Source organism: Bacillus sp. YBsi01 (assembly GCF_038406745.1).
Taxonomy (GTDB): domain Bacteria; phylum Bacillota; class Bacilli; order Bacillales; family Bacillaceae; genus Bacillus; species Bacillus siamensis.
Genome location: NZ_CP151679.1, coordinates 1,502,177 through 1,526,666, shown reverse-complemented (window position 1 = coordinate 1,526,666; position 24,490 = coordinate 1,502,177). Strand labels below are relative to the sequence as shown.

Here is a 24,490-nt window from a genome sequence, read left to right as displayed (position 1 = left end):
ACGGAAAGCTCTTTTTCATTATTGGTTCTTTGCTTTAATTTTTCCGCCCCATTTTTTAAATCCGCCTTTCAGGTTGTAAATATCCTTGCAGCCGTGTTTGCGGAGCGTCTGTGCCGCGCGGCCGCTGCGGACATTGTTTTGGCAGTACAGATAAACGGGTTTATCAGGACGGATTTCGCTTTTGCGCTGTTTCAGCTGTGAAAGCGGAATGTTGCGCGCGCCGAGAATATGGCCGCCTTCAAATTCATTCGGTTCACGGACGTCAATCAGCTGCGCTTTTCTGTAGCCCGCGCGGAATTCCTCTTCCGTAAGTGTTTTCATTAAACGCTGTTGGTAAAAATACGACACGATCATATAAACGATAAACGCCGCAACAATAATTAAAGCAATCATATTAGACAATGCGATTCTACTCCTTTAGCTTATAAAATCAAAACCCTGCTTCCTGAAAACAAGGCTTACCGGACGTTTTGGGACAAATACTATTATAGTAAAGCATGAAGCGATTGTCATCCTTAATGAAACGAAATATTTTTCATTTTCACGGCAGTTTGATAAACTGATTTTATTAAAACGATAAAGAAGGGTTCAGTGTATGGAAAAAGAAACATGGCGGTTTATTGACTCAGGGAACGAAAGCCCGGCATTTAACATGGCGCTGGATGAAGCGCTTTTATATTGGCACAGCCAAAAGAAAATTCCCCCGGTGATCCGTTTTTACGGGTGGAATCCGGCAACATTGTCTGTCGGATATTTTCAAAATATTAAGAAGGAAATTAACTTTGACGCAGTACATAAACACGGTCTCGGGTTTGTCAGAAGACCGACAGGCGGACGGGGTGTTCTGCATGATAAAGAATTGACATACAGCGTCATCGTTTCAGAGGATCACCCGGAAATGCCGGCCACGGTGACAGAGGCGTACCGTGTCATTTCAGAAGGCATTCTGCAGGGATTCAGAAACCTTGGGCTTGATGCCTACTTTGCGATTCCGCGCACGGAGAAAGAAAAAGAAAGCCTGAAAAATCCGCGCTCGTCCGTTTGCTTTGATGCGCCTTCGTGGTATGAGCTGGTCGTCGAAGGACGGAAAGTTGCGGGAAGCGCCCAGACACGCCAAAAAGGCGTTATTCTTCAGCACGGCTCCATTCTGCTTGACATTGATGAGGACAAGCTGTTTGATCTGTTTTTATATCCGAGCGACAGAGTCCGTGAGCGCATGCAGCGGAATTTCAAAAACAAAGCGGTAGCCATCAACGCCTTAGCCCAAAAACCGGTAACGATGGATGAAGCCAGAACCGCTTTTAAAGCCGGTTTTGAGGAAGGCCTGAACATTCATCTTGAACCTTACACGCTCACTCCTGAAGAGCTTGCGTTTGTCAATGAGCTGGCCGAGACGAAATACGCGTCTGACGAATGGAATTATAAGCGCTGATTAAGGCTTGACAGGCCGGAAGCATCCTTGTTTTTTCATAACCGTTAGTGTAAACTTGTAATGGTTTATTAAGTTAAGGTGCTTTTTGGGAGGGGTACGATGACAACACCAAGTATGGAAGATTATATTGAACAGATTTATATGCTGATAGAAGAAAAAGGATATGCACGGGTTTCTGATATCGCGGAAGCTTTGGCAGTCCATCCCTCCTCTGTAACGAAAATGGTTCAAAAACTAGATAAAGATGAGTATTTGATTTATGAAAAATATCGCGGGCTCGTATTGACGTCAAAAGGCAAAAAGATCGGCAAACGGCTCGTATACAGACACGAATTGCTTGAGCAGTTTTTACGAATCATTGGTGTTGATGAAGAGAAGATTTACAATGATGTAGAAGGAATCGAACATCATCTGAGCTGGAACAGCATTGACCGCATCGGCGATCTCGTCCAGTATTTTGAAGATGACGACAGCCGGAAAAAAGAATTGAAATCCGTACAGAAAAAAACCGAAACTCCCGGTGAATAAAAGGGCGGCCCAAATAGGGCGCCCTTTTTTTAATGTCTTCATTCTTTGGTCTATTTCCCCAAGCCGTTTCTTAAAATAATAATACACCTTGGATGGAAGGGAGAGGGCGCGCTATGCAGATTGACGGCGTATTTTCGGGCGGGGGAATAAAAGGGGTGGCGCTTGCCGGCGCTTATGAAGCGCTGGAAGAAAAGGGCTTTCGCTTTGAAAGGCTCGCCGGAACAAGCGCCGGCGCGATTATTGCCGCATTGATCGCTGCGGGCTACACGAGCAGAGAGGTTCATGCGATCATCGATGATGTGGACGGAAGGCAATTGCTTGATCAGAGATGCTCATTCCTCCCGCTGAAAATCCTGCAGTGGGTGTCGATATATTGGCGCCTCGGATTATACAGAGGCGATGTGCTGGAAAAGTGGATTGCGGATAAATTAAAAGCGAAGGGCATCATCGCGTTCGGCGATATGAAAAAAGGATCGCTCCGTCTGATCGCTTCAGATCTGACGAACGGAACGATGATCGTGCTTCCCGACGACCTTCCCCGCTACGGATTAAATCCGGAGGTGTTCCCGGTTGCCAGAGCTGTCAGAATGAGCTGCAGCATCCCTTATTTTTTTGAACCGATTAAATTAAAGACCGAAAAAGGCATTTCAACAGTTGTTGACGGCGGCGTGTTAAGCAATTTTCCGATTTGGCTGTTTTCAAAAGAGCGCAAACGGCCGGTCATCGGAATTTCACTTTCCCCTAATGAAAAAGAGCGTCCGAAGAAATCAATCCGGAACGCTTTTGAGCTGTTCGGCGCTTTGTTTGAAACGATGAAAGACGCTCATGATGCCAGACATATCGCGACAAAGTACGAACAGAATATTATTTTTATTCCCGTGGAACATGTGATGGCGACGGAGTTTCACCTCACACCGCAAAAAAAACTAGCTCTCATTGAGCTAGGAAAAAGCAAAACAGAGCAATTTTTGAAGCAATGGAGCTATTAAAAAAGCGCTCTGTTTTTCTTTTTATTCTTTTTACCTTCTATGACGGTAAGCTGGGTCTGGCTTTTTTTCTTAAGAATCATCGGCTTCGGTCTGCTGCTGCTCGGCACGCTCCGCAAATGGCTGACCCGCCCCCTGTGGCCGGCGCGGTGCTTCGCTTTTTGCTCCTTCATTCGGAGCCGCGATTGTTTGGCCGCTTTTCTGAAAGCGGTTCCGTCACGTCCGGCGCGGCGGTTCAGGACCGATCTCACGATAAAATAAATAATGATGCCTGCGATAATGACGGTGATCGCTCTTGAGATCATCTGTCCGGGGTTTGTGACCGCCGCATAAATGAAACCGAATGCGCCAAGCGCTATTAATACAGCAAAAAAAGGTTGTACACGATGATTCATAACTGCCCACCTCCGAAAATAATAACAGGTAACGGTTCAGATTGCGTTGTGAGACGGCTTTTCGCTCTGTTCTGAAATGTCTTCCAGTATGAGAAGCTCGTTAAAGCTTTCTATGGCAACCTCGACTTGGTCATCTTCCGGTTCCTTTGTCGTTAAAAGCTGCAGCCACAGGCCGGGATAACCGAGCACCTTTAAAACGGGGATATTCCGAACCCTGTTCGTCAGCTGGAGCACTTCAAAGGAGATGCCGAGGACGGCTGGTATAAGCGCAATCCTGTCTAAAATCCGCACCCAAAGCGGATCTGTCGGAACGAGTAAATAGACAAACATGCCGACAATGATCGTAAATAAGATAAAGCTTGAACCGCATCGGTAATGCAGCCGCGACTGTTTCTGAACATTTTCTATCGTAATTGGTAAATTCTGTTCATAACAGTTTATGACCTTATGTTCGGCTCCATGATATTGAAACACTCTTTTAATTAACGGCGTCATTGATAAAAAATAAATGTAGCCGAGAAGCAGGATAAGCTTAAACAGGCTTTCGATGCCGATCTGCGCTGCGTCTGAGGAAAAAACGGGCCTTACAAGCTCAGCTAAAAAGACCGGGACGAGCGTAAAAACGAATTTGCTGAACAAAAACGATAGAACGCCGATCACCGCCAGGCTGAAAAACATCGATAATCCCGAACCCTTCTTATCTTCCTGTTCCAGCTTGGCGTCATCTTGGGGGTCAAGCCCGTAACGTTCGCTGGAGAAGTTTAAATGTTTTGTGCCGTTGGCGCTTGCCTCGATAATTGCGACGATTCCCCGCAAAAAAGGAATCTTTTTTAAAACCGAAAGCTTGGGGTTCGGCACTCTCGGAAGCTTGAAAAAATCAATGCTTCCGTCATTCCTGCGGATGGCGGTAACATAATTTTTTCTGCCGCCGAACATTACCCCTTCAACGACAGCCTGACCGCCGTATGCGGGCGGTGTTTTGTGTTTAGACATTGTTTATCAACCTGCCTGTTTTCTTAGGATTTACTAACCATTTCCTTTCACTCTATTGTACAGGAAACAGCGGTAAACCTCTAGTTTGACAGCTGGAAAATCAATGCTTTTTCTACAAGCAGTATACCCGGTTTCCTTAGAATTTACTCATTAAATGAAAATATGGCGGAACTTTTTATGACTTTTCAATTTTGGGGCATTCTATGACTGGAGGTGCCATGATGACCAGCGAAAAACATTCAGAACAGGAAGAAAAAAAGAAGCAGGGTGATGATCAGCAGCCTGTTTCATTTACCGGCAGAATTTGCGGTATCGGATTTGCCGGCGGTGTATTTTGGAGTTTGATCGGCTATCTCGGATATATCTTTCATTTTTCAGAGATCAGTCCCAACATGATTCTTCAGCCGTTTATGATCGGAGAATGGAAAAAACAATGGCTCGGCACGATGGTCAGCATCGTTGTCATCGGATTCATTTCGATTGCCGGGGCATTTATATATTTCGTCTGTCTGAAGCGTTTTAAAACGATGTGGCCGGGGATGGTATACGGCGTCATTTTATGGTGTGCGGTTTTTTTCTTATTCAATCCGATTTTCGAAGACGTGAAATCTGTCACTGAATTGAAATCAGATACAATCGTGACGACAATTTGCCTTTACATTCTGTATGGTTTGTTTGTCGGCTACTCGATTTCTTTCAACTACAATGAGCTTACGTCAGACAAGCTTGCAAGGGCGCTCGGCAACAAGTGAATAAGTGTAAATCCCTGTCCGGTATGGTAAAATGTTCACGAGAAGTGAACATTTTTTATGCTGAAAACCGGATGGGGATGCTCCCGCGGTGTCAGGCGGCAGTCAAGAATCGGCGAGGAGGAGAAAAGGAATGAAACTTGAGAAATTGCGAAATCTGTTCGGTCAGCTGGATATAGACGGAATGTTGGTGACAAGCTCCGCCAATCTGCAGTATATGACGGGATTTACGGGTTCGTCAGGTCTTGCGGTCATATCGAAAGAACGCGCGGCATTTATCACGGATTTCCGTTACACCGAGCAGGCGAAGGCGCAAGTGAAAGGCTTTGATATTATCGAGCACGGCGGAAGCTTAATCCAAACCGCTGCGGATACGATTCTTGAGTACGGCATTAAAAAACTCGGCTTTGAACAAAACAGCATGACGTACGGAACATATGCATCCTACCAAGCGGTGCTGCAGGAAGCGGAGATGGTTCCCGTCGCGGATTCCGTTGAAAAGTTGCGCTTGATTAAGTCAAGTGAAGAGATTAAGATATTAGAGGAAGCTGCGAAGATTGCGGATGATGCGTTTGAACATATTCTGACGTTTATCAAACCGGGCATCTCAGAGATTTCAGTTGCGAATGAGCTTGAATTTTATATGAGACGTCAGGGAGCAGACGGTTCTTCCTTTGATATGATCGTCGCCTCGGGAGTGAGATCCAGCCTTCCGCACGGAGTGGCAAGCGGCAAATTGATTGAAAAGGGAGACTTGGTCACGCTCGATTTCGGCGCGTATTATAAAGGCTATTGTTCTGATATCACACGCACCGTCGCGGTCGGAGAGCCAAGTGATAAACTGAAAGAAATTTATCAGGTCGTATACGATGCCCAGGCGCTTGGCGTTTTGCATATTAAACCCGGCATGACGGGAAAAGAAGCGGATGCCCTGACGAGGGATCACATCACCGCAAAAGGCTACGGACAGTATTTCGGCCATTCAACAGGACACGGATTCGGAATGGAGGTCCATGAATCACCGGGGCTGTCTTTCAGGTCATCGGCCGTTCTTGAGCCGGGCATGGCGGTAACGGTTGAGCCGGGCATATACATACCGGAAGTTGGGGGCGCAAGAATCGAAGATGATATCATCATCACAGAGGACGGCAACCGGACAATTACGCATTCCCCTAAAGAATTAATTATTTTGTGATTGGAATATAGGAGGACATCAAACATGATTTCAGTTAACGATTTTCGTACAGGATTAACGATTGAAGTAGACGGCGGCATTTGGCGCGTCGTTGACTTCCAGCACGTAAAGCCGGGAAAAGGCGCGGCATTTGTCCGTTCTAAACTTCGCAATCTGCGCACGGGTGCTATTCAGGAGAAAACATTCCGTGCTGGTGAAAAAGTGGCGAAAGCGCAAATCGAAACAAAAACGATGCAGTATCTTTATGCCAACGGAGATCAGCACGTGTTCATGGATACAAGCTCATATGAACAGCTTGAATTGAACGAAAACCAAATCGAAGAAGAATTAAAATATCTTTTGGAAAATATGTCTGTGCACATCATGATGTATCAATCTGAAACGCTCGGTATTGAACTGCCGAACACAGTTGAACTGAAAGTTGTTGAAACAGAGCCGGGAATTAAAGGCGACACGGCGTCAGGCGGCACAAAACCTGCCAAAACGGAAACAGGTCTTGTCGTAAACGTACCGTTCTTCGTGAACGAAGGCGATACGCTTGTTGTAAATACATCCGACGGCTCTTACGTGTCAAGAGCATAGTCAAAGACATACGAAGTCTGCTCCTTTTACGGGGCAGGCTTTTTTTGCGTTCTGAAACAGAATCTTTCTTCTATATGAAAATAGTGAGACTACTTCCGTCAGCTAGAGCATATAGTGTAACAAAATGCTTGAAGTTGGGGGATTGCAATGAAATTTTTGTTTGGTTCAATCAATTCTACTGTTTTAACGATGGCCGGTTTACGAGTTTTGTCCTCTCTCATTGAATTATCGGCGGCCATTATCATGCTTGTTACAAATGACATCAGAAAAGCGGTTGTGGTAAATAGTATTTTGGCAATCGTCGGCCCGCTGATTTTTATCATCACGATGACGATCGGTATTTATCAGATTGCCGGACAGCTTTCATATGCAAAATTGATTTTGATTTTCGCGGGGGTTGTGCTGATTCTAGCCGGTGTTCACAAATAGGGGTCCGGGTGTCATAAAGTCTGTCCCGGATCATACATTTTAAAGAAGCCAATCGGTAAAAAAGGAGGAGACTCTATTGAATGAAATTACAGAGGTTCTCCCTGAATTATTGAGACATGCCATCTCCGCCGTGTCTGAAGAAGCGTGGCGGGATACAGAGGAAATCAGAATCCGCGTCGGCAGGCCGGTTGAACTGATCCGAAAAGGACAACCTTTGTTTTTGTCATATATCTGTACGGCCGGCGACGCACAGCTGATCCTCAGCCGGCTCAGCAATTACAGTATGTACACGCTTGAAGAAGAGCTGAAAAAAGGATATATCACAATCAGAGGAGGCCACCGTGTGGGGCTCGCCGGAAGAGTCATCGTCGAAAACGGAGCCGTCAAAGGACTCCGGGATATTACTTCCTTTAATATTCGAATCGCCCGGGAGAAGCTTGGCATCGCAGAACCGCTCATCCCTTTCTTATGGAAAGAAAACTGGCTGAATACGCTGATCATCGGCCCTCCGCAAACAGGGAAAACGACCTTGCTTCGTGATTTGGCCCGGCTTTCAAGCACCGGATCGAAACGTATTCCGGCGAAAAAGACCGCTATCGTAGATGAACGTTCAGAAATTGCCGGCTGCCTGCGGGGCATTCCCCAGCACAGTTTCGGCCGCAGAGTGGATGTTCTTGACGCCTGTCCGAAAGCGGAAGGGCTGATGATGATGATCCGCTCTATGAGTCCCGATGTCATGATCGCAGATGAGATCGGGAGAATGGAAGACTCAAAAGCGCTGATGGAGGCGCTCCATGCCGGCGTAACCGTTATCGTATCCGCGCACGGATGGAATATGAAAGACTTGATCAAGAGGCCGTCGCTGAAAATGCTTTGGGAGGAAAAAGTGTTTGACCGGTATGTAGAGCTGTCAAGACGCCGCGGTCCGGGAACGATCAGCAGGATGTATGGAAAGGACGGAGAACCGGTTCCGCATGCTGAAAGTGTGATGACATGCTGAAGCTTTTGGGCGCTGTGTTCATTCTGACGGCGACAACATGGACGGGATTTGAGATCGCCAAAATCTATATTGAAAGGCCGAGACAAATCCGTCAGCTGCGTGCGGCGCTGCAATCGCTTGAAGCGGAAATTATGTTCGGGCATACGCCGCTGCACATTGCTTCGGGACAAATCGCCGCACAGCTTTCCAAGCCTGTATCATCATTGTTCCAAGCTTTCAGCAGGAGGCTTGAGCAGGGGAGCGATTCCGCCAAAACAGCCTGGGAACAGAGCTTGAAACATAATTGGCCCTCCATGGCGATGAAAAAAAGCGAATACGATGTGCTGAAGCAATTCGGAGAGACGCTCGGGCTCCATGACCGAGTTTCTCAGCAGAAACATATCAAGCTTGCGCTTACACATTTGGAAGCGGCGGAAGCGGATGCCGGACGGGCGCAGGCGAAAAATGAAAAAATGGTGAAAAGTTTAGGGTTTTTAGCCGGACTGTTACTCATTCTTCTATTGATGTAAACATGAGGGGAGCAAACATAAAATGGGAGTCGACGTAAATGTCATTTTTCAAATCGCCGGAGTCGGTATCGTGGTTGCGTTTCTGCACACCATACTTGACCAAATGGGAAAAAAAGAATACGCCCAATGGGTGACGCTGCTTGGCTTTATCTATATTTTATTTATGGTGGCGACGATTGTCGATGACCTGTTCAAAAAGATCAAAGCTGTGTTTCTATTCCAAGGATAGGGGGGCTTACAGATTGAGATTGTTCAAATTGTAGGTTTAGGCCTGATCGCCACGTTTCTCTCCCTGATCGTAAAAGAACAGAAACCGACTTTCGCGTTTATGATTGTCGTCTTCAGCGGCTGCGTGATCTTTCTTTATCTCGTCGACCAGATTTACGACATTATCAGAATGATAGAAAAAATAGCCGTCAATGCAAATGTCAATATGGTCTATGTGGAAACCATTTTAAAAATTATCGGCATCGCCTACATCGCTGAATTCGGAGCACAGCTGACAAAAGATGCTGGCCAGGGAGCGATTGCTTCGAAAATAGAGCTGGCCGGGAAGATTTTGATCCTCGTGATGGCCGTGCCGATACTGACTGTTATTATTGAAACGATTCTCGGACTTATTCCTTCTTAATCATAAAGGGAAAGGGGGCGCAAACAATGAAGCGCTTTCGGTGGGCGGGGGCTTTTTTGTTCATCCTCCTCTTAATTTTTCAGACTGAATGTGTACAAGCTGCCGGAACAGACGGTGCGGCGCAGGAAACCGCAGTTCACCAAGAAACGGCTGATGAAGCGGCGAAAAAGCAGGCCGAAGCGCTGAAAACAGAAGGCATCGGAAAGTTCTGGGACGACATTATGACAGAATACGGCGGCCTTCTGCCGGAAAGCCAAAAGGGAAGCATCATCGACTTTATTAACGGAGAAAAAACGTTCTCGCCTGAGGCGTGGCTGAAGGCCTTATTTTCCTATCTGTTTCATGAAGTGCTCGCAAACGGAAAACTTCTGGGAACTTTGATCCTTCTCACCATTTTTTGCGTCATTCTGCAGCTGCTGCAAAATGCGTTCCAGCAGAGCACCGTCAGCAAAGTGGCTTATGCGATTGTTTATATGGTACTGATTATTCTCGCTTTAAACAGCTTTCATGTCGCCGTCAATTATGCCAGTGAAGCGATTCAGACGATGACAAGCTTCATTCTCGCGCTGATCCCGCTTTTGCTCGCGCTTTTGGCATCTTCCGGTGGAGCCGTTTCCGCTGCCTTTTTTCACCCCGTTATTTTATTTCTGATGAATACGAGCGGCCTGCTTATTCAAAACATCGTTATGCCGCTTATTTTCCTGTCAGCGATTTTAAGCATCGTCAGCACGATGACAGATCAATATAAAGTCACACAGCTTGCCAATCTCCTCAGAAATATCGCGATCGGCGCGCTTGCCGTATTCCTCACCGTGTTTCTCGGCGTCATCTCCGTCCAGGGGGCTTCGGCTGCCGTGACAGACGGGATCACCCTCAGGACTGCAAAATTTATAACGGGCAATTTTATTCCCGTGCTCGGCCGGATGTTTACGGATGCGACCGATACGGTCATCAGCGCCTCACTCTTATTAAAAAACACTGTGGGAATCCTCGGTGTCGGAATTTTGATCTGCATCTCCGCATTTCCAGCAATCAAAGTGCTTTCTCTCGCTTTTATTTATAAGCTCGCGGCTGCCATTCTGCAGCCGCTCGGAGGCGGGCCCGTCATTACGTGTCTCGGCGTCATCAGCAGAAGCGTGCTCTATATTTTCGCGGCGCTCGCCATTGTCTCTCTCATGTTTTTCCTCAGCATCACAGTCATTATTACAGCAGGCAATCTCACCATGATGATGAAATAAAGGAGGCCCATTGGATATGAGCTTTTTAACAGAATGGCTGACAAGCATTATTTTGTTTATCTTATTTGCCATCGTCATCGACATGCTGCTGCCCAGCTCCAGTATGCAAAAATACGCAAAGATGGTTGTCAGCCTGCTGTTAATCATTGTCATGCTCAACCCGATATTCAAACTTTTCAAAACAGACCCGGAGATCATCTTCGATTATTTGACAAAACAAGAGCAATCTCAATCCGCGGACATAAAAAATCAAATCAAATCAGAAAAAAAAGAAATACAAGCATCAAACCGCGCATATGTTTTAGAAGAAATGGCTGTCCAACTAAAAAAGAAAGCGGAGGAGATGTTCAGTCATGACGAATACAAAATAGACAACATCCGCCTTACAGCGGAAGAACAGGTTCGTTCAGAAGAAGATGTAAAAACGATCAGCGTGTATATGGCCCCATCTTCTGAAAAAACCGTGCAAACCGTCGCACCGATCGACATCCGCACAGACCGCAAATACGAACCCGAAGGCGCATCCGGCAAAAAGGAGGCTGCAAACATCAAAGAAAAACTTGCGGATATATGGGAAATCGGCAGTGAGAAAATTACGGTTTATATGGAAGGCGGGGAGAAAAACGGCCATGAATAAAAACGGACTATGGACCATACTCAAAAAACAGCTGATGATCGGACAGGCGAAAGACGGAGAAAAACCAAAACTGACAAAATATCATTACTTTCTGTTCGTGTTTGTGCTCGGCGTATCTTTTATGCTGGTCAGCCAGATGTTCTCTTCACCGGAAAAAACCGGGAAGGGCGAAACGGCGCAGACCGTCATGTCCGGCCGTACGGACGATAAGAGCGGGCAAAAAAGCGCACCCGTTTTTAAAGCATCAAAAGACAGCAGCGCCAAAAACACGATTGATGATTACGAGAGAGACTATGAAAACCAGCTGAAAGAGATCCTTGAAACAATTATCGGCGTGGAGGATGTATCAATAGTCGTAAACGTAGACGCCACATCTTTAAAAGTGTTTGAGAAAAATAAAACGAAAAAAGACACCACCACTGAAGAAACCGATAAAGAAGGCGGCAAAAGAAGCGTAACCGATCAAACCTCTGAAGAACAAATTGTCATGATTCGAAACGGGGATCAGGAAACTCCGGTCGTCGTTCAGACGAAAAAACCCGATATCCGCGGTGTACTCGTTGTCGCTCAAGGAGTGGACAACGTTCAAATAAAAAAAACCATCATTGATGCCGTCACAAGGGTGCTTGATGTTCCGAGCTACCGTGTAGCGGTTGCCCCTAAAAAAATCAAGGAGGATTCATAAATCATGCTGAAAAAACAAACGGTTTGGCTTTTAACAATGCTCAGTCTCGTCGTGGTATTAAGTGTTTATTATATTATGTCGCCGGAAAGCAAAAATGCCGTGCAGATGAAAACCGAAAAAAGCAGCGGGGAAATCGCCACAGAAAAAACGCCGGCTCCTAAAACGGAAGAAAAGAGCGAAAGCGGCACAGAAAAAGAAGACGGAACAAAAGGAACGAAAGATTCTAAAGGCACAAAAGAGGATAAAGAAACGTCAGCCGAAGCATCGGAAAAAGACGGATCGGTCGCCACAGAAACAGCTGATGAAAATTTATTTACCGCATACCGCATGGAACTTGAAGACGCGAGAAGCAAAGAAAGAGAACAGTTAAACAGCATCGTTTCAAGCGATGATGCGACAGCAAAAGAAAAAAGCGAAGCCTACGATAAAATGACGGCGCTGAGCAATGCGGAAGGGACAGAAAAACAGCTGGAAACGCTCATTAAAACGCAAGGCTACAAAGATGCGCTCGTGGATGCCGAAGGTGACAAAATCAACATTACGGTCATGTCTGACAAACATTCCAACGCAAAAGCTTCCGCCATCATTGACCTGGTGGAAAAAGAAATCAAGAATATGAAAGACGTCGCCGTAACGTTTGAACCGACAAAATAAGATGCCTGAACCGCCCGCACCCGCTGCGGGCTTTTTTGCTGTCATTTTAGATCAGTGTTGAATTTACACAACCGCTCCTGTAAGATAAACATAGTATGTACTTTTAGTAGCAACCCATAAATTTCTATTTTTTATACATAGGAGTGGAACTGATGTTAAAAATCAACGAAATTCATGAACTGATAAAAAGAATCGATGAATCTTCCATTGACGAATTTGTTTACGAGATGGAAGGCGTAAGTCTGAAGCTGAAAAAAAATGAAGCGCCGGCAGTGAATATAACGGGACAAGCTCCAGCTGTTCCCGCCGCTTACGCACCTGCTCCGCAGGCTGCAAAACCGGAAGCGCGCGAAGCCGATCCTGTTCAGGAAGCGCCGAAACAAGATGAAAACCTGCACAAAATTACGTCTCCGATGGTCGGAACGTTTTATGCTTCTTCATCGCCGGAAGCCGGCCCTTACGTAAACCAAGGTTCAAAAGTGAACGAAAATACAGTGGTTTGTATCGTAGAAGCAATGAAACTCTTTAACGAGATTGAAGCGGAAGTAAAAGGAGAAATCGTTGAAGTGTTAGTTGAAAACGGCCAGCTGGTCGAATACGGACAACCTCTATTTCTTGTAAAAGCTGAGTAAGGAGACCTGCTATTATGATTAAAAAGCTATTGATCGCCAACCGAGGAGAAATTGCCGTCAGAATCATCCGGGCCTGCAAAGAGCTTGGCATTGAAACTGTAGCCGTTTATTCTGAGGCAGATAAAGAGGCCCTGCATGTTCAAATGGCCGATGAGGCTTTTTGTATCGGGCCGAAAACATCAAAAGACAGCTATTTAAATGTAACGAACATCGTCAGCGTCGCAAAGCTGACCGGTACGGATGCGATTCATCCGGGATACGGATTCTTAGCTGAAAACGCCGATTTTGCCGAGCTGTGCGAGGAATTAAACGTGACGTTTGTCGGCCCTTCGGCTGACGCCATTTCGAAGATGGGGACAAAAGATATCGCACGTGACACGATGCAGCAGGCGGGCGTGCCGATTGTGCCCGGTTCAAAAGGAATCATAAAAAATACCGAAGAAGCGGTTTCGCTTGCGGGTGAAATTGGGTATCCTGTGATTATAAAAGCCACTGCGGGCGGAGGCGGAAAAGGCATCCGGGTCGCACGCACAGAAGAAGAGATGATTAAAGGCATCGAAATCACCCAGCAGGAGGCCGCTACGGCATTCGGAAATCCGGGTGTGTACATCGAGAAGTACATAGAAGATTTCCGCCATGTTGAAATTCAGGTGCTTGCCGATAATTACGGAAACACGATCCATCTTGGAGAGCGTGACTGTTCTATCCAAAGACGTCTGCAAAAACTTCTTGAAGAGTCGCCGTCACCTGCGCTTGATTCTGAAATCAGAGAGCAGATGGGTGAAGCAGCGGTAAAAGCAGCGAAGGCCGTCGGTTACACGGGAGCCGGTACAGTAGAGTTCATTTATGACTACAGAGAACAGCGCTATTACTTCATGGAGATGAACACGCGTATTCAAGTAGAGCACCCTGTCACAGAAATGGTGACGGGAACGGATCTGATCAAAGAACAGATCAAAGTGGCATCCGGAGAGGAGCTCTCGCTCAGACAGGAAGACGTTGAATTTAACGGCTGGGCGATTGAATGCCGCATCAACGCTGAAAATCCTGCGAAAAACTTCATGCCTTCACCTGGTAAGATTAACATGTACCTGCCGCCGGGCGGACTCGGCGTGCGCGTGGATTCAGCCGCATATCCGGGCTATTCGATCCCGCCGTACTATGACAGCATGATTGCCAAAGTCATCACATACGGAACAACGCGTGATGAGGCGGTCGCACGGATGAAACGCGCGCTGAGCGAATTTGTGATTGAAGGTATTGAAACAACGATTCCGTTCCATCTGAAACTGCTTGAACATGAAACATTTGTCAGCGGAGAGTTTAATACAAAGTTTTTAGAAACATATGATGTAATGGGCTCATAATTTTTGCGGGAGGTGAATTGAATGGAAGACAACAGTGTGCTTAAAATGGATCATGATGAGGGTCATTTAGGCAAAGTTGAAATTGCTCCTGAAGTCATTGAAGTTATTGCCGGCATCGCCGCTTCCGAGGTTGAAGGAATAGCTGAAATGCGCGGCAATTTCGCCACGGGCGTCGTAGAACGCTTCGGCAAAATCAATCACGGCAAAGGCGTAAAGGTCGATTTAGCCGATGACGGGATTACTATTGACGTCTATTGCGTCGTTCAATTCGGGATTTCGATCCCGAAAGTGGCGGCAAGCGTTCAGGAGAATATCCGCCAAACCTTATTAAATATGACGTCTCTGACCATCAATGAAATCAATATTCATATCGTCGGCATTCAATTTGACACGAAAGCCCAAGAAGTCGAAATCGACGAAGAAATGTAATGAGCGTATAAAAACCAAGGGGATGGGCAGCCCTTTGGTTTTTTATACGTTTCCCTTCTTTTCAGGCATGAAGAAAGCCGGCTTACAAACGGCAGCCGAGTTTCTTCATGCTGTGAAATCCGAATGAAATTCAAAGGGTTTGTGAAAACATTCGGCATTAGGGTGAAAAAACCTAAATTTCGACATGCGATTGGGAAAAAAATATGTTATGATCTCTTTAGGCTTAACGACAAGCGGATAAAGAGGATCTGAAGGAGAAAGAAAATGAAAAGAAGAACAGCTAGAGAAAAAGCTTTGCAGGCACTTTTTCAGATTGATGTCAGCGATATTGCACCGAACGAGGCCATCGAGCACGCGCTTGATGGCGGAAAAACAGATGACTTCTTTGAACAGCTGGTGTACGGAGTGCTTGAACATCAGGTGCAGCTTGATGAAATGATTTCCGGCCATCTCGTCAATTGGAAGCTTGACCGGATTGCAAATGTAGACCGCGCGATCCTCCGTCTGGCGGTGTATGAAATGGTTTATACTGACGACATTCCTGCTAACGTGTCATTAAACGAAGCCATCGAGCTGGCAAAACGGTTCGGCGACGATAAAGCTGCAAAATTCGTAAACGGGGTTCTTTCTAACATTAAAACTGATATTGAATCATAGGAGGAAAGAAAATGACTGCAACAATCATCGACGGAAAAGAAACGGCTAAAGAAAAACGCGAACAATTGGCAAAAGAAGTAGAAGAGCTGAAAGCACAAGGCGTAGTGCCGGGCTTGGCGGTCATTTTAATCGGCGACGATCCCGCCTCTGTTTCATATGTGACAGGCAAGAAAAAAGCCGCTGAAACAATGGGAATGAAGTTTAAGCTTGACCGTTTTGACTCAAGCTTAACCGAAGCGGAGCTTTTAACAGTGATTGACGAGTACAATCAAAATCCGGAATTTCACGGCATTCTCGTCCAGCTGCCGCTCCCGGATCATATTTCTGAAAAAGCCGTCATCGAGCGGATCTCCCCTGATAAGGATGTTGATGGTTTCCACCCTCTCAACGTCGGGAAAATGCTGCTTGGAGAAGATACATTTCTGCCTTGCACACCGCACGGAATTGTCGAGTTATTGAAAAAGACGAACGTAGATCTTTCCGGCAAAGAAGTTGTTGTAGTCGGACGAAGCAATATTGTCGGTAAACCGGTCGGCCAGCTGCTGCTGAACGAAAATGCGACCGTCACATATTGCCATTCCCGTACAAAAAATATGTCTGAGCATACGAAAAAAGCAGATATTCTTGTGGTTGCGGTCGGTAAAGCGAACTTCATCACAGCTGATCAAATCAAAGAGGGCGCCATTGTCATTGATGTCGGCGTCAACCGCCTCGAAAGCGGAAAACTCTGCGGAGATGTTCAGTTTGATGAAGCGAAAGAAAAAGCATCTTTCATTACGCCGGTCCCGGGCGGAGTAGGTCCGATGACCATCACGATGCTTGCGCATAATACTGTTAAATCTGCCAGACGTACGTTATCATAGATAACCGGAGGCAGTCACAAAAAGTGTGACAATGAGCACGATACCCGCTTCTTAAGGCTCCTTTCAGCCAGAGCGGGTTTTTTTCTTAGTTCAGGGCAAAAAGCCTTTATGAAAGGAGTGCAGGATGTGAGTGAAGCGGCATATGTCACGGTTTCCGCACTGACCAAATATATTAAACGAAAATTCGATGTAGACCCTCATCTTGAAGACATTTGGATTAAAGGTGAGCTGTCCAACGTTAAAATCCATACAAGAGGCCACATCTATTTTACTTTAAAAGATGAGCATGCCCGCATGCAGGCCGTCATGTTTCAAAGGCAAAGTTCAAGGCTTGCGTTTAAGCCTGAGGACGGAATGAAGGTCATCGTAAGAGGCGGCATCTCCGTCTATGAACCGAGCGGAAGCTATCAGCTGTACGCGAAAGAAATGCAGCCGGACGGTGTTGGGGCGCTTTACTTAGCCTATGAAGAATTAAAGAAAAAACTTGCCGGCGAAGGGTTGTTTGATGACCGGCATAAGCAGGCCATCCCCGCTTTTCCAGCCACGATCGGGGTTGTCACGTCACCGACGGGAGCGGCCGTCAGAGACGTCATTACCACACTCAAAAGAAGATATCCTCTGGTGAAAGTCATTGTGCTTCCCGCGCTCGTTCAGGGTGAAAACGCCAGCAGATCGATTGTGAAGCTCATTGAAGAAGCCAATTCGCAAAAGATGTGTGACGTTCTGATCGTCGGAAGGGGAGGGGGCTCGATCGAAGAATTGTGGGCGTTTAACGAAGAAATCGTCGCCCGGGCGATTTTTGCTTCCGCCATTCCGGTTATATCGGCCGTCGGACATGAAACAGATTTTACAATCAGTGATTTCGTCGCGGATATCCGGGCTGCAACGCCGACGGGAGCGGCAGAAATCGCCGTTCCTCACACGACGGACTTAATGGAACGGACAAAAACGGCGGAAGTCCGCCTGACAAGAGCGATGCAGCAGCATATCGGCAAGAAAAAAGAACGGGTTCAATCGCTTCAGTCATCTTACGCATTCCGTTTTCCGAAACGATTGTATACCCAAAAAGAACAGCAGTTTGACCTTTTGTATCAGCAATTCCAAGCACAGCTCACAGGGCTTACGGAGCGGAAAGAAAGGCAGCTGGAGCGGAATACGTACAGATTAACGGCGCTTCACCCTGAAACCCAGCTGAAACAGGCGAAAAAACGGTACGAAGAGCGCTCAAATCAGCTGACGCGGAGCATGAATGTCCAGCTGAAGCAGCTTCATTCGCAGTTTCAGACGGTTCTTGGTAAACTGAATGCATTAAGTCCCCTTCAAGTTATGGAGAGAGGATACAGTCTGGCCTATAAAGACAAAGAGCTGATCAAAAGCGTTGATCAAGTGGAACAACATGATACGCTTGAAGTAAAGATGACAGACGGCGTTTTGACGTGTGAAGTATTGCAAAAGAGAGGCGAACGATAATGACAGAAACCAAAAAAAGTGAAGAGCTGACATTTGAAGAGGCGATGAAAGGTCTTGAAGGCATTGTCGCAAAGCTTGAAGAAGGAGACGTGCCGCTGGAGCAGGCGATTAATTATTTTCAGGAAGGAATGGCCCTTTCAAAAATGTGCCATGAAAAGCTTCAGCATGTCGAAAAACAAATGGACTTTATTTTAAAAGATAACGGAGAATTTGCACCTTTCAGCGTTCAGGAGGAAGACGAAGGTGACAAATAGACTGGACGCATTTTTAGCATCGCGCAAACAACTGATTGAGCGGAATCTTTCCTTGTATACAGAACGGCTCGCCATGCCTGAAACCCTCAAAAAATCTATGCTGTATTCTTTGGAAGCGGGCGGAAAGAGGCTGCGCCCCCTCGTTGTCTTAGCCGTTTTGAATGCTTACGGAAAAGATGAAAAAGACGGGATTCCGGTCGGATGCGCTGTTGAAATGATTCATACGTATTCCTTAATTCATGATGATCTGCCTTGCATGGACGATGATGATTTGCGCCGGGGAAAGCCGACAAACCATAAAGTCTTCGGAGAAGCGGCAGCCGTATTGGCCGGAGACGGGCTTCTGACAGAAAGCTTTAAATTAATCACATCTCACGTGTCTGACGCGGTTTCAGCGGAAAAACGGCTCCGCCTCGTCGAGGAGCTGATCAAAGCGGCAGGAACGGAAGGAATGGTCGGCGGGCAGGCTGCCGACATGGAAGCGGAACAAAAGCAGGTAACGCTTGAGGAGCTGGAATCCATCCATGAGCGGAAAACGGCCAAGCTCCTCGGCTTTTCCGTGACGGCAGGCGCTATTTTGGCAGATGCGCCGGAGGATGAAATCGAAAAGCTGCGTCTGTTCAGCAGCCATATCGGCATCGGATTTCAAATCAGAGACGACATCCTTGATATTGAAGGGCATGAGGAGAAGATCGGCAAACCGGTCGGTTCAGACACGACGAATGAAAAGTCAACGTATCCGTCGCTTTTAACGCTTGAAGGTGCGAAAGAGAAGCTTTCGTATCATATCAGCGAGGCGAAACGGATCATCAGCGGCCTATCTCTTCAGAAAGAACTGCTGCATGACCTCTGCGATTTAATAGCGGCGAGAGATCATTAAAACGATCCTGATTTGAAGGGGCTGCCGCTCCTATGGTAAAATGTAAGCAGTTTCGATGAAAATAAAAAGAGAGTCTTTTTCTTTTTTCAAAAAGACACTGTTTAATTTGCAGAAATTCATGCTGAAAGTGAGTTGATCCGCTTTGGATCTTTTATCAATACAGGACCCGTCATTTCTTAAAAAGATGTCAATTGAACAGCTGGAAGAGCTGGGTGAGGAAATCCGCAATTTTCTCATCACATCGCTGTCTGCCTCAGGCGGCCATATCGGGCCGAACCTTGGGGTTGTCGAGCTGACGATTGCGCTTCACAAAGAATTTGACAGTCCGAAAGATAAATTTTTATGGGATGTCGGACATCAGTCCTATGTTCATAAACTGTTAACCGGACGCGGCAAGGAGTTTGAAACCTTGCGCCAATATAAAGGGCTTTGCGGTTTCCCGAAACGCAGCGAAAGCGAACATGACGTATGGGAAACAGGCCACAGCTCAACATCGCTCTCAGGCGCGATGGGAATGGCTGCCGCCCGCGATATTAAAGGGACGAAAGAATATATCATCCCGATTATCGGGGATGGCGCTTTAACCGGAGGAATGGCGCTTGAAGCACTGAACCATATCGGTGATGAGAAAAAAGATATGATCGTCATCCTGAATGATAATGAGATGAGCATTGCGCCGAATGTCGGGGCGATTCATTCTATGCTCGGCCGGCTTCGCACGGCCGGCAAGTATCAATGGGTAAAAGACGAGCTTGAGTATTTATTTAAGCGCATCCCGGCCGTCGGCGGAAAATTGGCCGCCACGGCTGAGCGGATAAAAGACAGCTTAAAATATATGCTTGTGTCAGGCATGTTTTTTGAAGAGCTGGGTTTTACGTATTTAGGCCCGGTAGACGGTCATTCCTACCACGAGCTGTTTGAAAACCTGCAATACGCCAAAAAAACAAAAGGTCCTGTCCTTTTACATGTCATCACAAAAAAGGGCAAAGGCTATAAACCGGCAGAGACCGACACAATCGGGACATGGCACGGAACGGGTCCGTACAAAATCAATACGGGTGATTTCGTCAAGCCGAAAGCCGCGGCGCCTTCATGGAGCGGACTCGTCAGCGGGACCGTGCAGGAGCTGGCGCGCGAGGATAACAGAATTGTCGCGATTACACCGGCCATGCCGGTCGGTTCTAAGCTGGAAGGGTTTGCGAAAGAATTTCCAGAGCGCATGTTTGATGTCGGAATCGCAGAACAGCATGCGGCGACGATGGCCGCGGGAATGGCGCTTCAAGGCATGAAGCCGTTTCTCGCGATCTATTCGACCTTTCTGCAGCGGGCGTATGATCAGGTCGTCCATGACATCTGCCGTCAAAACGCGAATGTATTTATCGGTATTGACCGCGCGGGTTTGGTCGGCGCTGACGGGGAGACCCATCAAGGCGTCTTTGACATTGCCTTTTTGCGTCATATACCGAACCTCGTTTTAATGATGCCGAAGGATGAAAATGAAGGCCGCCATATGGTCAATACAGCTCTTGCTTATGAGGAAGGTCCGATCGCGATGCGCTTCCCGCGCGGAAACGGGCTCGGTGTAAAGATGGATAAAGAGCTGAAAACCATTCCGATCGGAACATGGGAAGTGCTCCGTCCCGGAAAAGACGCGGTGATTTTAACGTTCGGAACGACCATTGAAATGGCGCTGGAAGCGGCTGAAGAACTGCAAAAAGAAGGCCTGTCCGTGCGTGTCGTCAATGCGCGGTTCATAAAACCGATTGATAAACAAATGATGAAGGCGATTCTTAATGAAGGTCTGCCGATTTTAACGATTGAAGAAGCCGTGCTTGAAGGCGGATTCGGAAGCACGATTCTTGAATTCGCTCATGACCTCGGCATGTATCATACGCCGATTGACAGAATGGGCATTCCTGACCGGTTCATTGAGCACGGAAGCGTAACCGCCCTGCTTGAAGAAATCGGTCTCACAAAGGCTGAGGTTATGAACCGGATTAAACTGCTGATGCCGCCGAAGACACATAAAGGAATTGGATCATGACAGCAAAAAAAGAACGATTAGATGTACTTCTTGTAGAAAAAGGCCTTGCGGAAACGCGGGAAAAAGCGAAACGCGCCATTATGGCGGGCATCGTATACTCAAATGAAAACCGATTGGACAAACCGGGTGAAAAAATCGCCCGGGATCTTCCGTTAACGGTAAAAGGAAACCCTCTTAAATACGTCAGCAGAGGCGGATTAAAGCTTGAGAAAGCTCTTGAGGTGTTTCCCGTCTCAGTAAAAGGCAAAACGATGATTGATATCGGCTCGTCTACTGGAGGATTTACAGATTGCGCCCTCCAAAACGGCGCCGAACGGTCCTATGCAGTAGACGTCGGCTATAATCAGCTCGCTTGGAAGCTGAGACAGGACGAGAGGGTCGTCGTCATGGAACGGACGAATTTCCGCTATTCCGAGCCTTCCGATTTCACAGAGGGTCTGCCGGAATTCGCGACGATCGATGTTTCTTTCATCTCACTCCGTCTTATTCTGCCGGTTTTAAAAACGCTGCTTGTGCCGGGAAGCGATTGTATCGCACTGGTGAAGCCGCAATTTGAAGCCGGACGTGAATCAGTCGGAAAAAAAGGCATTGTCAGAGATCCCGGCGTTCATGCTGACGTTCTCCGCCGTATGAATCAGTTTGCCGCTTCTGAAGGATATACAGTGAAAGGACTGTCCTTCTCACCGATTACAGGGGGAGACGGCAATATCGAGTTTCTGCTTCATTTGAAGTGGGAGGGAGAAGACGGAAACGGTGCTGAACTGCCGGAAGAAGATATTCTCCGTACCGTCCGCGAAGCACATGAAACATTAAAAGCCAAAAAGACAGATGTACCGGAATAATAGGGGGCTATTATTCCTTTTTTCTGCCATCATGTACTTTTTATCAAGAAGCGGTTAACATAATGACAAGAACAGCTTGAAAACAGAGGTGCTTACATGACAAAAGGCCAAAGGCATATAAAAATCAGAGAGCTTATTACAAGCCATGAGATTGAAACGCAGGATGACTTAGTTGACATGCTGAGAGAAGAAGGGTATAAGGTAACCCAGGCGACTGTTTCCAGGGACATTAAAGAACTGCATCTCGTAAAGGTGCCGACCAATAACGGTTCCTACAAATACAGCCTGCCGGCGGATCAGCGGTTCAACCCGCTGTCAAAACTGAAGCGTTCATTAATGGATGCGTTCGTAAAAATTGACTCAGCAAGCCACATGATCGTATTAAAAACGATGCCGGGGAATGCGCAGGCAATCGGCGCTTTGATGGATAATCTCGAATGGGAAGAAATCATGGGCACGATCTGCGGAGATGACACAATTTTAATCATCTGCAGGACGCCTGAAGATACGGAGGGCGTTCAAAGCCGTCTTTTGGAGCTGCTGTAGCGTAATTATCAGATAAAAGGTGGAATGCTGTTTGTTAGCTGAACTATCAATAAAAAACTTTGCCATTATAGAGGAACTGACGATTTCGTTTGAACGGGGGCTCACCGTCCTGACGGGAGAAACAGGGGCCGGCAAGTCAATTATTATAGACGCCGTTTCCCTGTTAGTCGGCGGCCGCGGGTCGTCTGAATTTGTCCGTTACGGTGAAACAAAGGCCGAGCTTGAAGGACTGTTTCTTTTGGACAGCGGCCATCCCGTTTTTGAGGTGTGCCGTGAGCAGGGAATAGACGCATCTGACGACATGATTGTCATGAGAAGAGACATTAATGCCGGGGGAAAAAGCGTCTGCCGTGTCAACGGAAAATTAGTAACGATTGCGGCTTTGAGGGAGATCGGCAGACTTTTATTAGATATTCACGGGCAGCATGACAACCAGCTGTTAATGGAAGATGACAAACATTTAGAGCTTTTGGATAAATTTGCGGGCGCTGAGGCCGAATCAGCGCTTCAGGCATACCAAGAAGGCTACGACCGTTATATGAAGCTGCTCAAAAAAGTGAAGAAGCTGTCGGAAAGCGAACAGGAAATGGCGCATCGGTTAGATCTGATCCAATTTCAGCTTGAAGAAATCGAATCAGCGAAGCTCGAATTGAATGAAGACGAGCTTCTTCAAGAAGAGCGGAAGCAAATATCCAACTTTGAAAAAATTTATGAATCATTGCAAAACGCCTATAATGCGCTCCGCAGCGAACAGGGGGGGCTTGACTGGGTAGGAATGGCCTCTGCCCAGCTTGAAGACATTTCGGATATCAATGAACCGTTGCAAAAGCTGTCAGAAAGTGTGTCAAGTTCCTATTATCTGCTGGAGGATGCAACCTTTCAAATGCGCAATCTGCTAGATGATCTGGAGTATGACCCGGAACGGCTGAATTTTATTGAAACCCGTTTAAACGAGATTAAACAGCTGAAGCGTAAATACGGAGCGACGGTCGAAGACATTCTGGAATACGGCTCCAAAATAGAAGAGGAAATTGATCAAATCGAAAACCGCGACAGCCACCTTGAAGCGCTGAAGAAGGAACTGGAGTCCGTCGGCAAAGATGTGGCCGTAGAAGCCGCCAATTTATCAAAAATCAGAAAAGCCTGGGCCAAAAAACTGGCGGAAGCAATTCATCGGGAATTAAAAAGCCTGTATATGGGCAAATCAACGTTTGATACGGAATTCCTCGTGAAAACCGATCCGTCTGCCAGTGAAGCGCCGGTTGTCAACGGCCAGCCCGTGCAGCTTACCCAAAAGGGAATTGACCTCGTGAAATTTTTAATTTCAACGAACACAGGTGAGCCGTTAAAACCGCTGTCAAAGGTCGCATCCGGCGGCGAACTTTCAAGGGTGATGCTGGCGCTGAAGAGTATTTTTTCTTCCCAGCAGGATGTCACTTCCATCATCTTTGATGAAGTGGACACTGGCGTAAGCGGGCGGGTTGCCCAAGCCATCGCGGAAAAAATCCATAAAGTATCGACCGGTTCACAGGTGCTCTGCATTACACACCTGCCGCAGGTTGCCGCTATGGCGGATACGCACCTTTTGATCGCAAAAGAATTCAAAGACGGACGGACGACAACGCATGTAACGCCGCTTTCAAAGCAGGATAAGGTAGCGGAAATCGGCCGTATGATTGCGGGTGTTGAAGTGACCGACCTGACAAAACGGCATGCGCAAGAGCTTTTAAAACAGGCCGGACAGGTAAAAACGACAGGATAAGCTGCTGATACAGGCAGCTTATTTTTTTGTTCCATTTCTCTAACAGTGTATCCAATGTTTTTCTTCGTATGCCGGTTATAAATCAAGCGCAGGAAGGCAAA

Annotated in this window: 30 protein-coding genes; 27 read left to right on the top strand and 3 right to left on the bottom strand. The window is 46.8% G+C overall.

All coding sequences use genetic code 11. The features are described 5' to 3' along the window. Positions 1–18: 18 nt before the first annotated feature. Complete coding sequence (locus tag AADZ70_RS07460; protein WP_013352854.1) at positions 19–402, bottom strand: rhodanese-like domain-containing protein; 384 nt, start codon at positions 400–402, stop codon at positions 19–21. 193 nt (positions 403–595) lie between these two features. Between AADZ70_RS07460 and AADZ70_RS07455 the strand changes: the two genes are divergently transcribed. From AADZ70_RS07455 to AADZ70_RS07445, 3 genes are all read left to right on the top strand, one after another. Then, positions 596–1,432 carry a biotin/lipoate A/B protein ligase family protein gene (locus AADZ70_RS07455; protein WP_016938983.1) on the top strand — a complete coding sequence of 279 codons (837 nt, stop codon included), beginning with the start codon at positions 596–598 and terminating at the stop codon, positions 1,430–1,432. A gap of 99 nt (positions 1,433–1,531) precedes the next feature. Beyond that, positions 1,532–1,960, top strand: coding sequence for a transcriptional regulator MntR (gene mntR / locus AADZ70_RS07450; RefSeq protein ID WP_016938984.1), 429 nt, complete (start codon positions 1,532–1,534; stop codon positions 1,958–1,960). Between the two features lie 113 nt (positions 1,961–2,073). After that, positions 2,074–2,949: a patatin-like phospholipase family protein gene (locus AADZ70_RS07445; RefSeq protein ID WP_016938985.1), complete on the top strand. Its 876-nt coding sequence runs from the start codon at positions 2,074–2,076 to the stop codon at positions 2,947–2,949. Here AADZ70_RS07445 and AADZ70_RS07440 read toward each other — a convergent pair. Both AADZ70_RS07440 and AADZ70_RS07435 read right to left on the bottom strand, forming a co-directional pair. Then, a complete protein-coding gene (locus AADZ70_RS07440; RefSeq protein WP_016938986.1) occupies positions 2,946–3,341 on the bottom strand; it encodes an SA1362 family protein in 396 nt (131 codons plus the stop codon). The genes AADZ70_RS07445 and AADZ70_RS07440 overlap by 4 nt on opposite strands. A 36-nt stretch (positions 3,342–3,377) precedes the next feature. Continuing rightward, complete coding sequence (locus AADZ70_RS07435; RefSeq protein WP_342007942.1) at positions 3,378–4,334, bottom strand: DUF1385 domain-containing protein; 957 nt, start codon at positions 4,332–4,334, stop codon at positions 3,378–3,380. A gap of 221 nt (positions 4,335–4,555) precedes the next feature. On the opposite strand from AADZ70_RS07435, the gene AADZ70_RS07430 reads away from it, so the two are divergent. The 24 genes from AADZ70_RS07430 to recN all read left to right on the top strand — a co-directional run bounded on the left by AADZ70_RS07430 (position 4,556) and on the right by recN (position 24,389). Next, positions 4,556–5,086: a YqhR family membrane protein gene (locus AADZ70_RS07430; protein WP_016938988.1), complete on the top strand. Its 531-nt coding sequence runs from the start codon at positions 4,556–4,558 to the stop codon at positions 5,084–5,086. Between the two features lie 130 nt (positions 5,087–5,216). Continuing rightward, positions 5,217–6,278, top strand: a complete 1,062-nt coding sequence (locus tag AADZ70_RS07425; RefSeq protein ID WP_016938989.1) for a Xaa-Pro peptidase family protein — start codon at positions 5,217–5,219, stop codon at positions 6,276–6,278. A 24-nt stretch (positions 6,279–6,302) separates the two neighbouring features. Beyond that, positions 6,303–6,860: an elongation factor P gene (gene efp / locus AADZ70_RS07420; protein ID WP_003153123.1), complete on the top strand. Its 558-nt coding sequence runs from the start codon at positions 6,303–6,305 to the stop codon at positions 6,858–6,860. Between the two features lie 147 nt (positions 6,861–7,007). Beyond that, positions 7,008–7,289, top strand: coding sequence for a YqhV family protein (locus AADZ70_RS07415; protein ID WP_016938990.1), 282 nt, complete (start codon positions 7,008–7,010; stop codon positions 7,287–7,289). A 76-nt stretch (positions 7,290–7,365) separates the two neighbouring features. Next, positions 7,366–8,289, top strand: coding sequence for a stage III sporulation protein AA (spoIIIAA, locus tag AADZ70_RS07410; protein WP_064777767.1), 924 nt, complete (start codon positions 7,366–7,368; stop codon positions 8,287–8,289). After that, positions 8,283–8,798, top strand: coding sequence for a stage III sporulation protein SpoIIIAB (gene spoIIIAB / locus AADZ70_RS07405; RefSeq protein WP_016938992.1), 516 nt, complete (start codon positions 8,283–8,285; stop codon positions 8,796–8,798). The genes spoIIIAA and spoIIIAB overlap by 7 nt, the downstream gene beginning before the upstream one ends. A gap of 22 nt (positions 8,799–8,820) precedes the next feature. Beyond that, positions 8,821–9,027, top strand: coding sequence for a stage III sporulation protein AC (gene spoIIIAC, locus AADZ70_RS07400; protein WP_003153142.1), 207 nt, complete (start codon positions 8,821–8,823; stop codon positions 9,025–9,027). Positions 9,028–9,039: 12 nt separating this feature from the next. Beyond that, positions 9,040–9,429, top strand: coding sequence for a stage III sporulation protein AD (spoIIIAD, locus tag AADZ70_RS07395; protein ID WP_076982559.1), 390 nt, complete (start codon positions 9,040–9,042; stop codon positions 9,427–9,429). Between the two features lie 26 nt (positions 9,430–9,455). After that, positions 9,456–10,667, top strand: a complete 1,212-nt coding sequence (gene spoIIIAE, locus AADZ70_RS07390) for a stage III sporulation protein AE (protein WP_045926705.1) — start codon at positions 9,456–9,458, stop codon at positions 10,665–10,667. A gap of 16 nt (positions 10,668–10,683) precedes the next feature. After that, a complete protein-coding gene (spoIIIAF, locus tag AADZ70_RS07385; RefSeq protein ID WP_099744644.1) occupies positions 10,684–11,304 on the top strand; it encodes a stage III sporulation protein AF in 621 nt (206 codons plus the stop codon). Continuing rightward, positions 11,297–11,989 (top strand): stage III sporulation protein AG, encoded by a 693-nt coding sequence (gene spoIIIAG / locus AADZ70_RS07380; protein WP_045926703.1) that lies wholly within the window; start codon positions 11,297–11,299, stop codon positions 11,987–11,989. Before spoIIIAF ends, spoIIIAG begins: the two co-directional genes overlap by 8 nt. 3 nt (positions 11,990–11,992) lie before the next feature. After that, positions 11,993–12,643, top strand: a complete 651-nt coding sequence (locus AADZ70_RS07375) for a SpoIIIAH-like family protein (RefSeq protein ID WP_099744643.1) — start codon at positions 11,993–11,995, stop codon at positions 12,641–12,643. A 152-nt stretch (positions 12,644–12,795) separates the two neighbouring features. Beyond that, positions 12,796–13,275 carry an acetyl-CoA carboxylase biotin carboxyl carrier protein gene (gene accB / locus AADZ70_RS07370; protein ID WP_016938997.1) on the top strand — a complete coding sequence of 160 codons (480 nt, stop codon included), beginning with the start codon at positions 12,796–12,798 and terminating at the stop codon, positions 13,273–13,275. Positions 13,276–13,289: 14 nt separating this feature from the next. Next, positions 13,290–14,642 (top strand): acetyl-CoA carboxylase biotin carboxylase subunit, encoded by a 1,353-nt coding sequence (gene accC, locus AADZ70_RS07365; protein ID WP_264818814.1) that lies wholly within the window; start codon positions 13,290–13,292, stop codon positions 14,640–14,642. 21 nt (positions 14,643–14,663) lie between these two features. Beyond that, the gene (locus AADZ70_RS07360) at positions 14,664–15,071 is read left to right on the top strand and encodes an Asp23/Gls24 family envelope stress response protein (RefSeq protein WP_016938999.1); all 408 of its coding nucleotides are present in this window, start codon (positions 14,664–14,666) and stop codon (positions 15,069–15,071) included. Between the two features lie 264 nt (positions 15,072–15,335). Next, positions 15,336–15,728: a transcription antitermination factor NusB gene (nusB, locus tag AADZ70_RS07355; protein WP_016939001.1), complete on the top strand. Its 393-nt coding sequence runs from the start codon at positions 15,336–15,338 to the stop codon at positions 15,726–15,728. A gap of 11 nt (positions 15,729–15,739) precedes the next feature. Continuing rightward, the gene (folD, locus tag AADZ70_RS07350) at positions 15,740–16,591 is read left to right on the top strand and encodes a bifunctional methylenetetrahydrofolate dehydrogenase/methenyltetrahydrofolate cyclohydrolase FolD (RefSeq protein ID WP_016939002.1); all 852 of its coding nucleotides are present in this window, start codon (positions 15,740–15,742) and stop codon (positions 16,589–16,591) included. Between the two features lie 126 nt (positions 16,592–16,717). Further along, entirely contained in the window at positions 16,718–18,061 is a 1,344-nt protein-coding gene (xseA, locus tag AADZ70_RS07345; RefSeq protein ID WP_342007941.1) for an exodeoxyribonuclease VII large subunit, read from the top strand. Further along, positions 18,061–18,315 (top strand): exodeoxyribonuclease VII small subunit, encoded by a 255-nt coding sequence (locus tag AADZ70_RS07340; RefSeq protein ID WP_342007940.1) that lies wholly within the window; start codon positions 18,061–18,063, stop codon positions 18,313–18,315. The genes xseA and AADZ70_RS07340 overlap by 1 nt, the downstream gene beginning before the upstream one ends. Beyond that, entirely contained in the window at positions 18,305–19,195 is an 891-nt protein-coding gene (locus tag AADZ70_RS07335) for a polyprenyl synthetase family protein (protein ID WP_342007939.1), read from the top strand. The genes AADZ70_RS07340 and AADZ70_RS07335 overlap by 11 nt, the downstream gene beginning before the upstream one ends. Positions 19,196–19,337: 142 nt before the next feature. After that, positions 19,338–21,239, top strand: coding sequence for a 1-deoxy-D-xylulose-5-phosphate synthase (gene dxs, locus AADZ70_RS07330; protein ID WP_342007938.1), 1,902 nt, complete (start codon positions 19,338–19,340; stop codon positions 21,237–21,239). Beyond that, a complete protein-coding gene (locus tag AADZ70_RS07325) occupies positions 21,236–22,081 on the top strand; it encodes a TlyA family RNA methyltransferase (protein ID WP_016939006.1) in 846 nt (281 codons plus the stop codon). Before dxs ends, AADZ70_RS07325 begins: the two co-directional genes overlap by 4 nt. 96 nt (positions 22,082–22,177) lie before the next feature. Continuing rightward, positions 22,178–22,627: a transcriptional regulator ArgR gene (argR, locus tag AADZ70_RS07320; protein ID WP_003153173.1), complete on the top strand. Its 450-nt coding sequence runs from the start codon at positions 22,178–22,180 to the stop codon at positions 22,625–22,627. Positions 22,628–22,658: 31 nt separating this feature from the next. Further along, a complete protein-coding gene (gene recN / locus AADZ70_RS07315; RefSeq protein WP_049626999.1) occupies positions 22,659–24,389 on the top strand; it encodes a DNA repair protein RecN in 1,731 nt (576 codons plus the stop codon). Positions 24,390–24,490 lie beyond the last annotated feature (101 nt).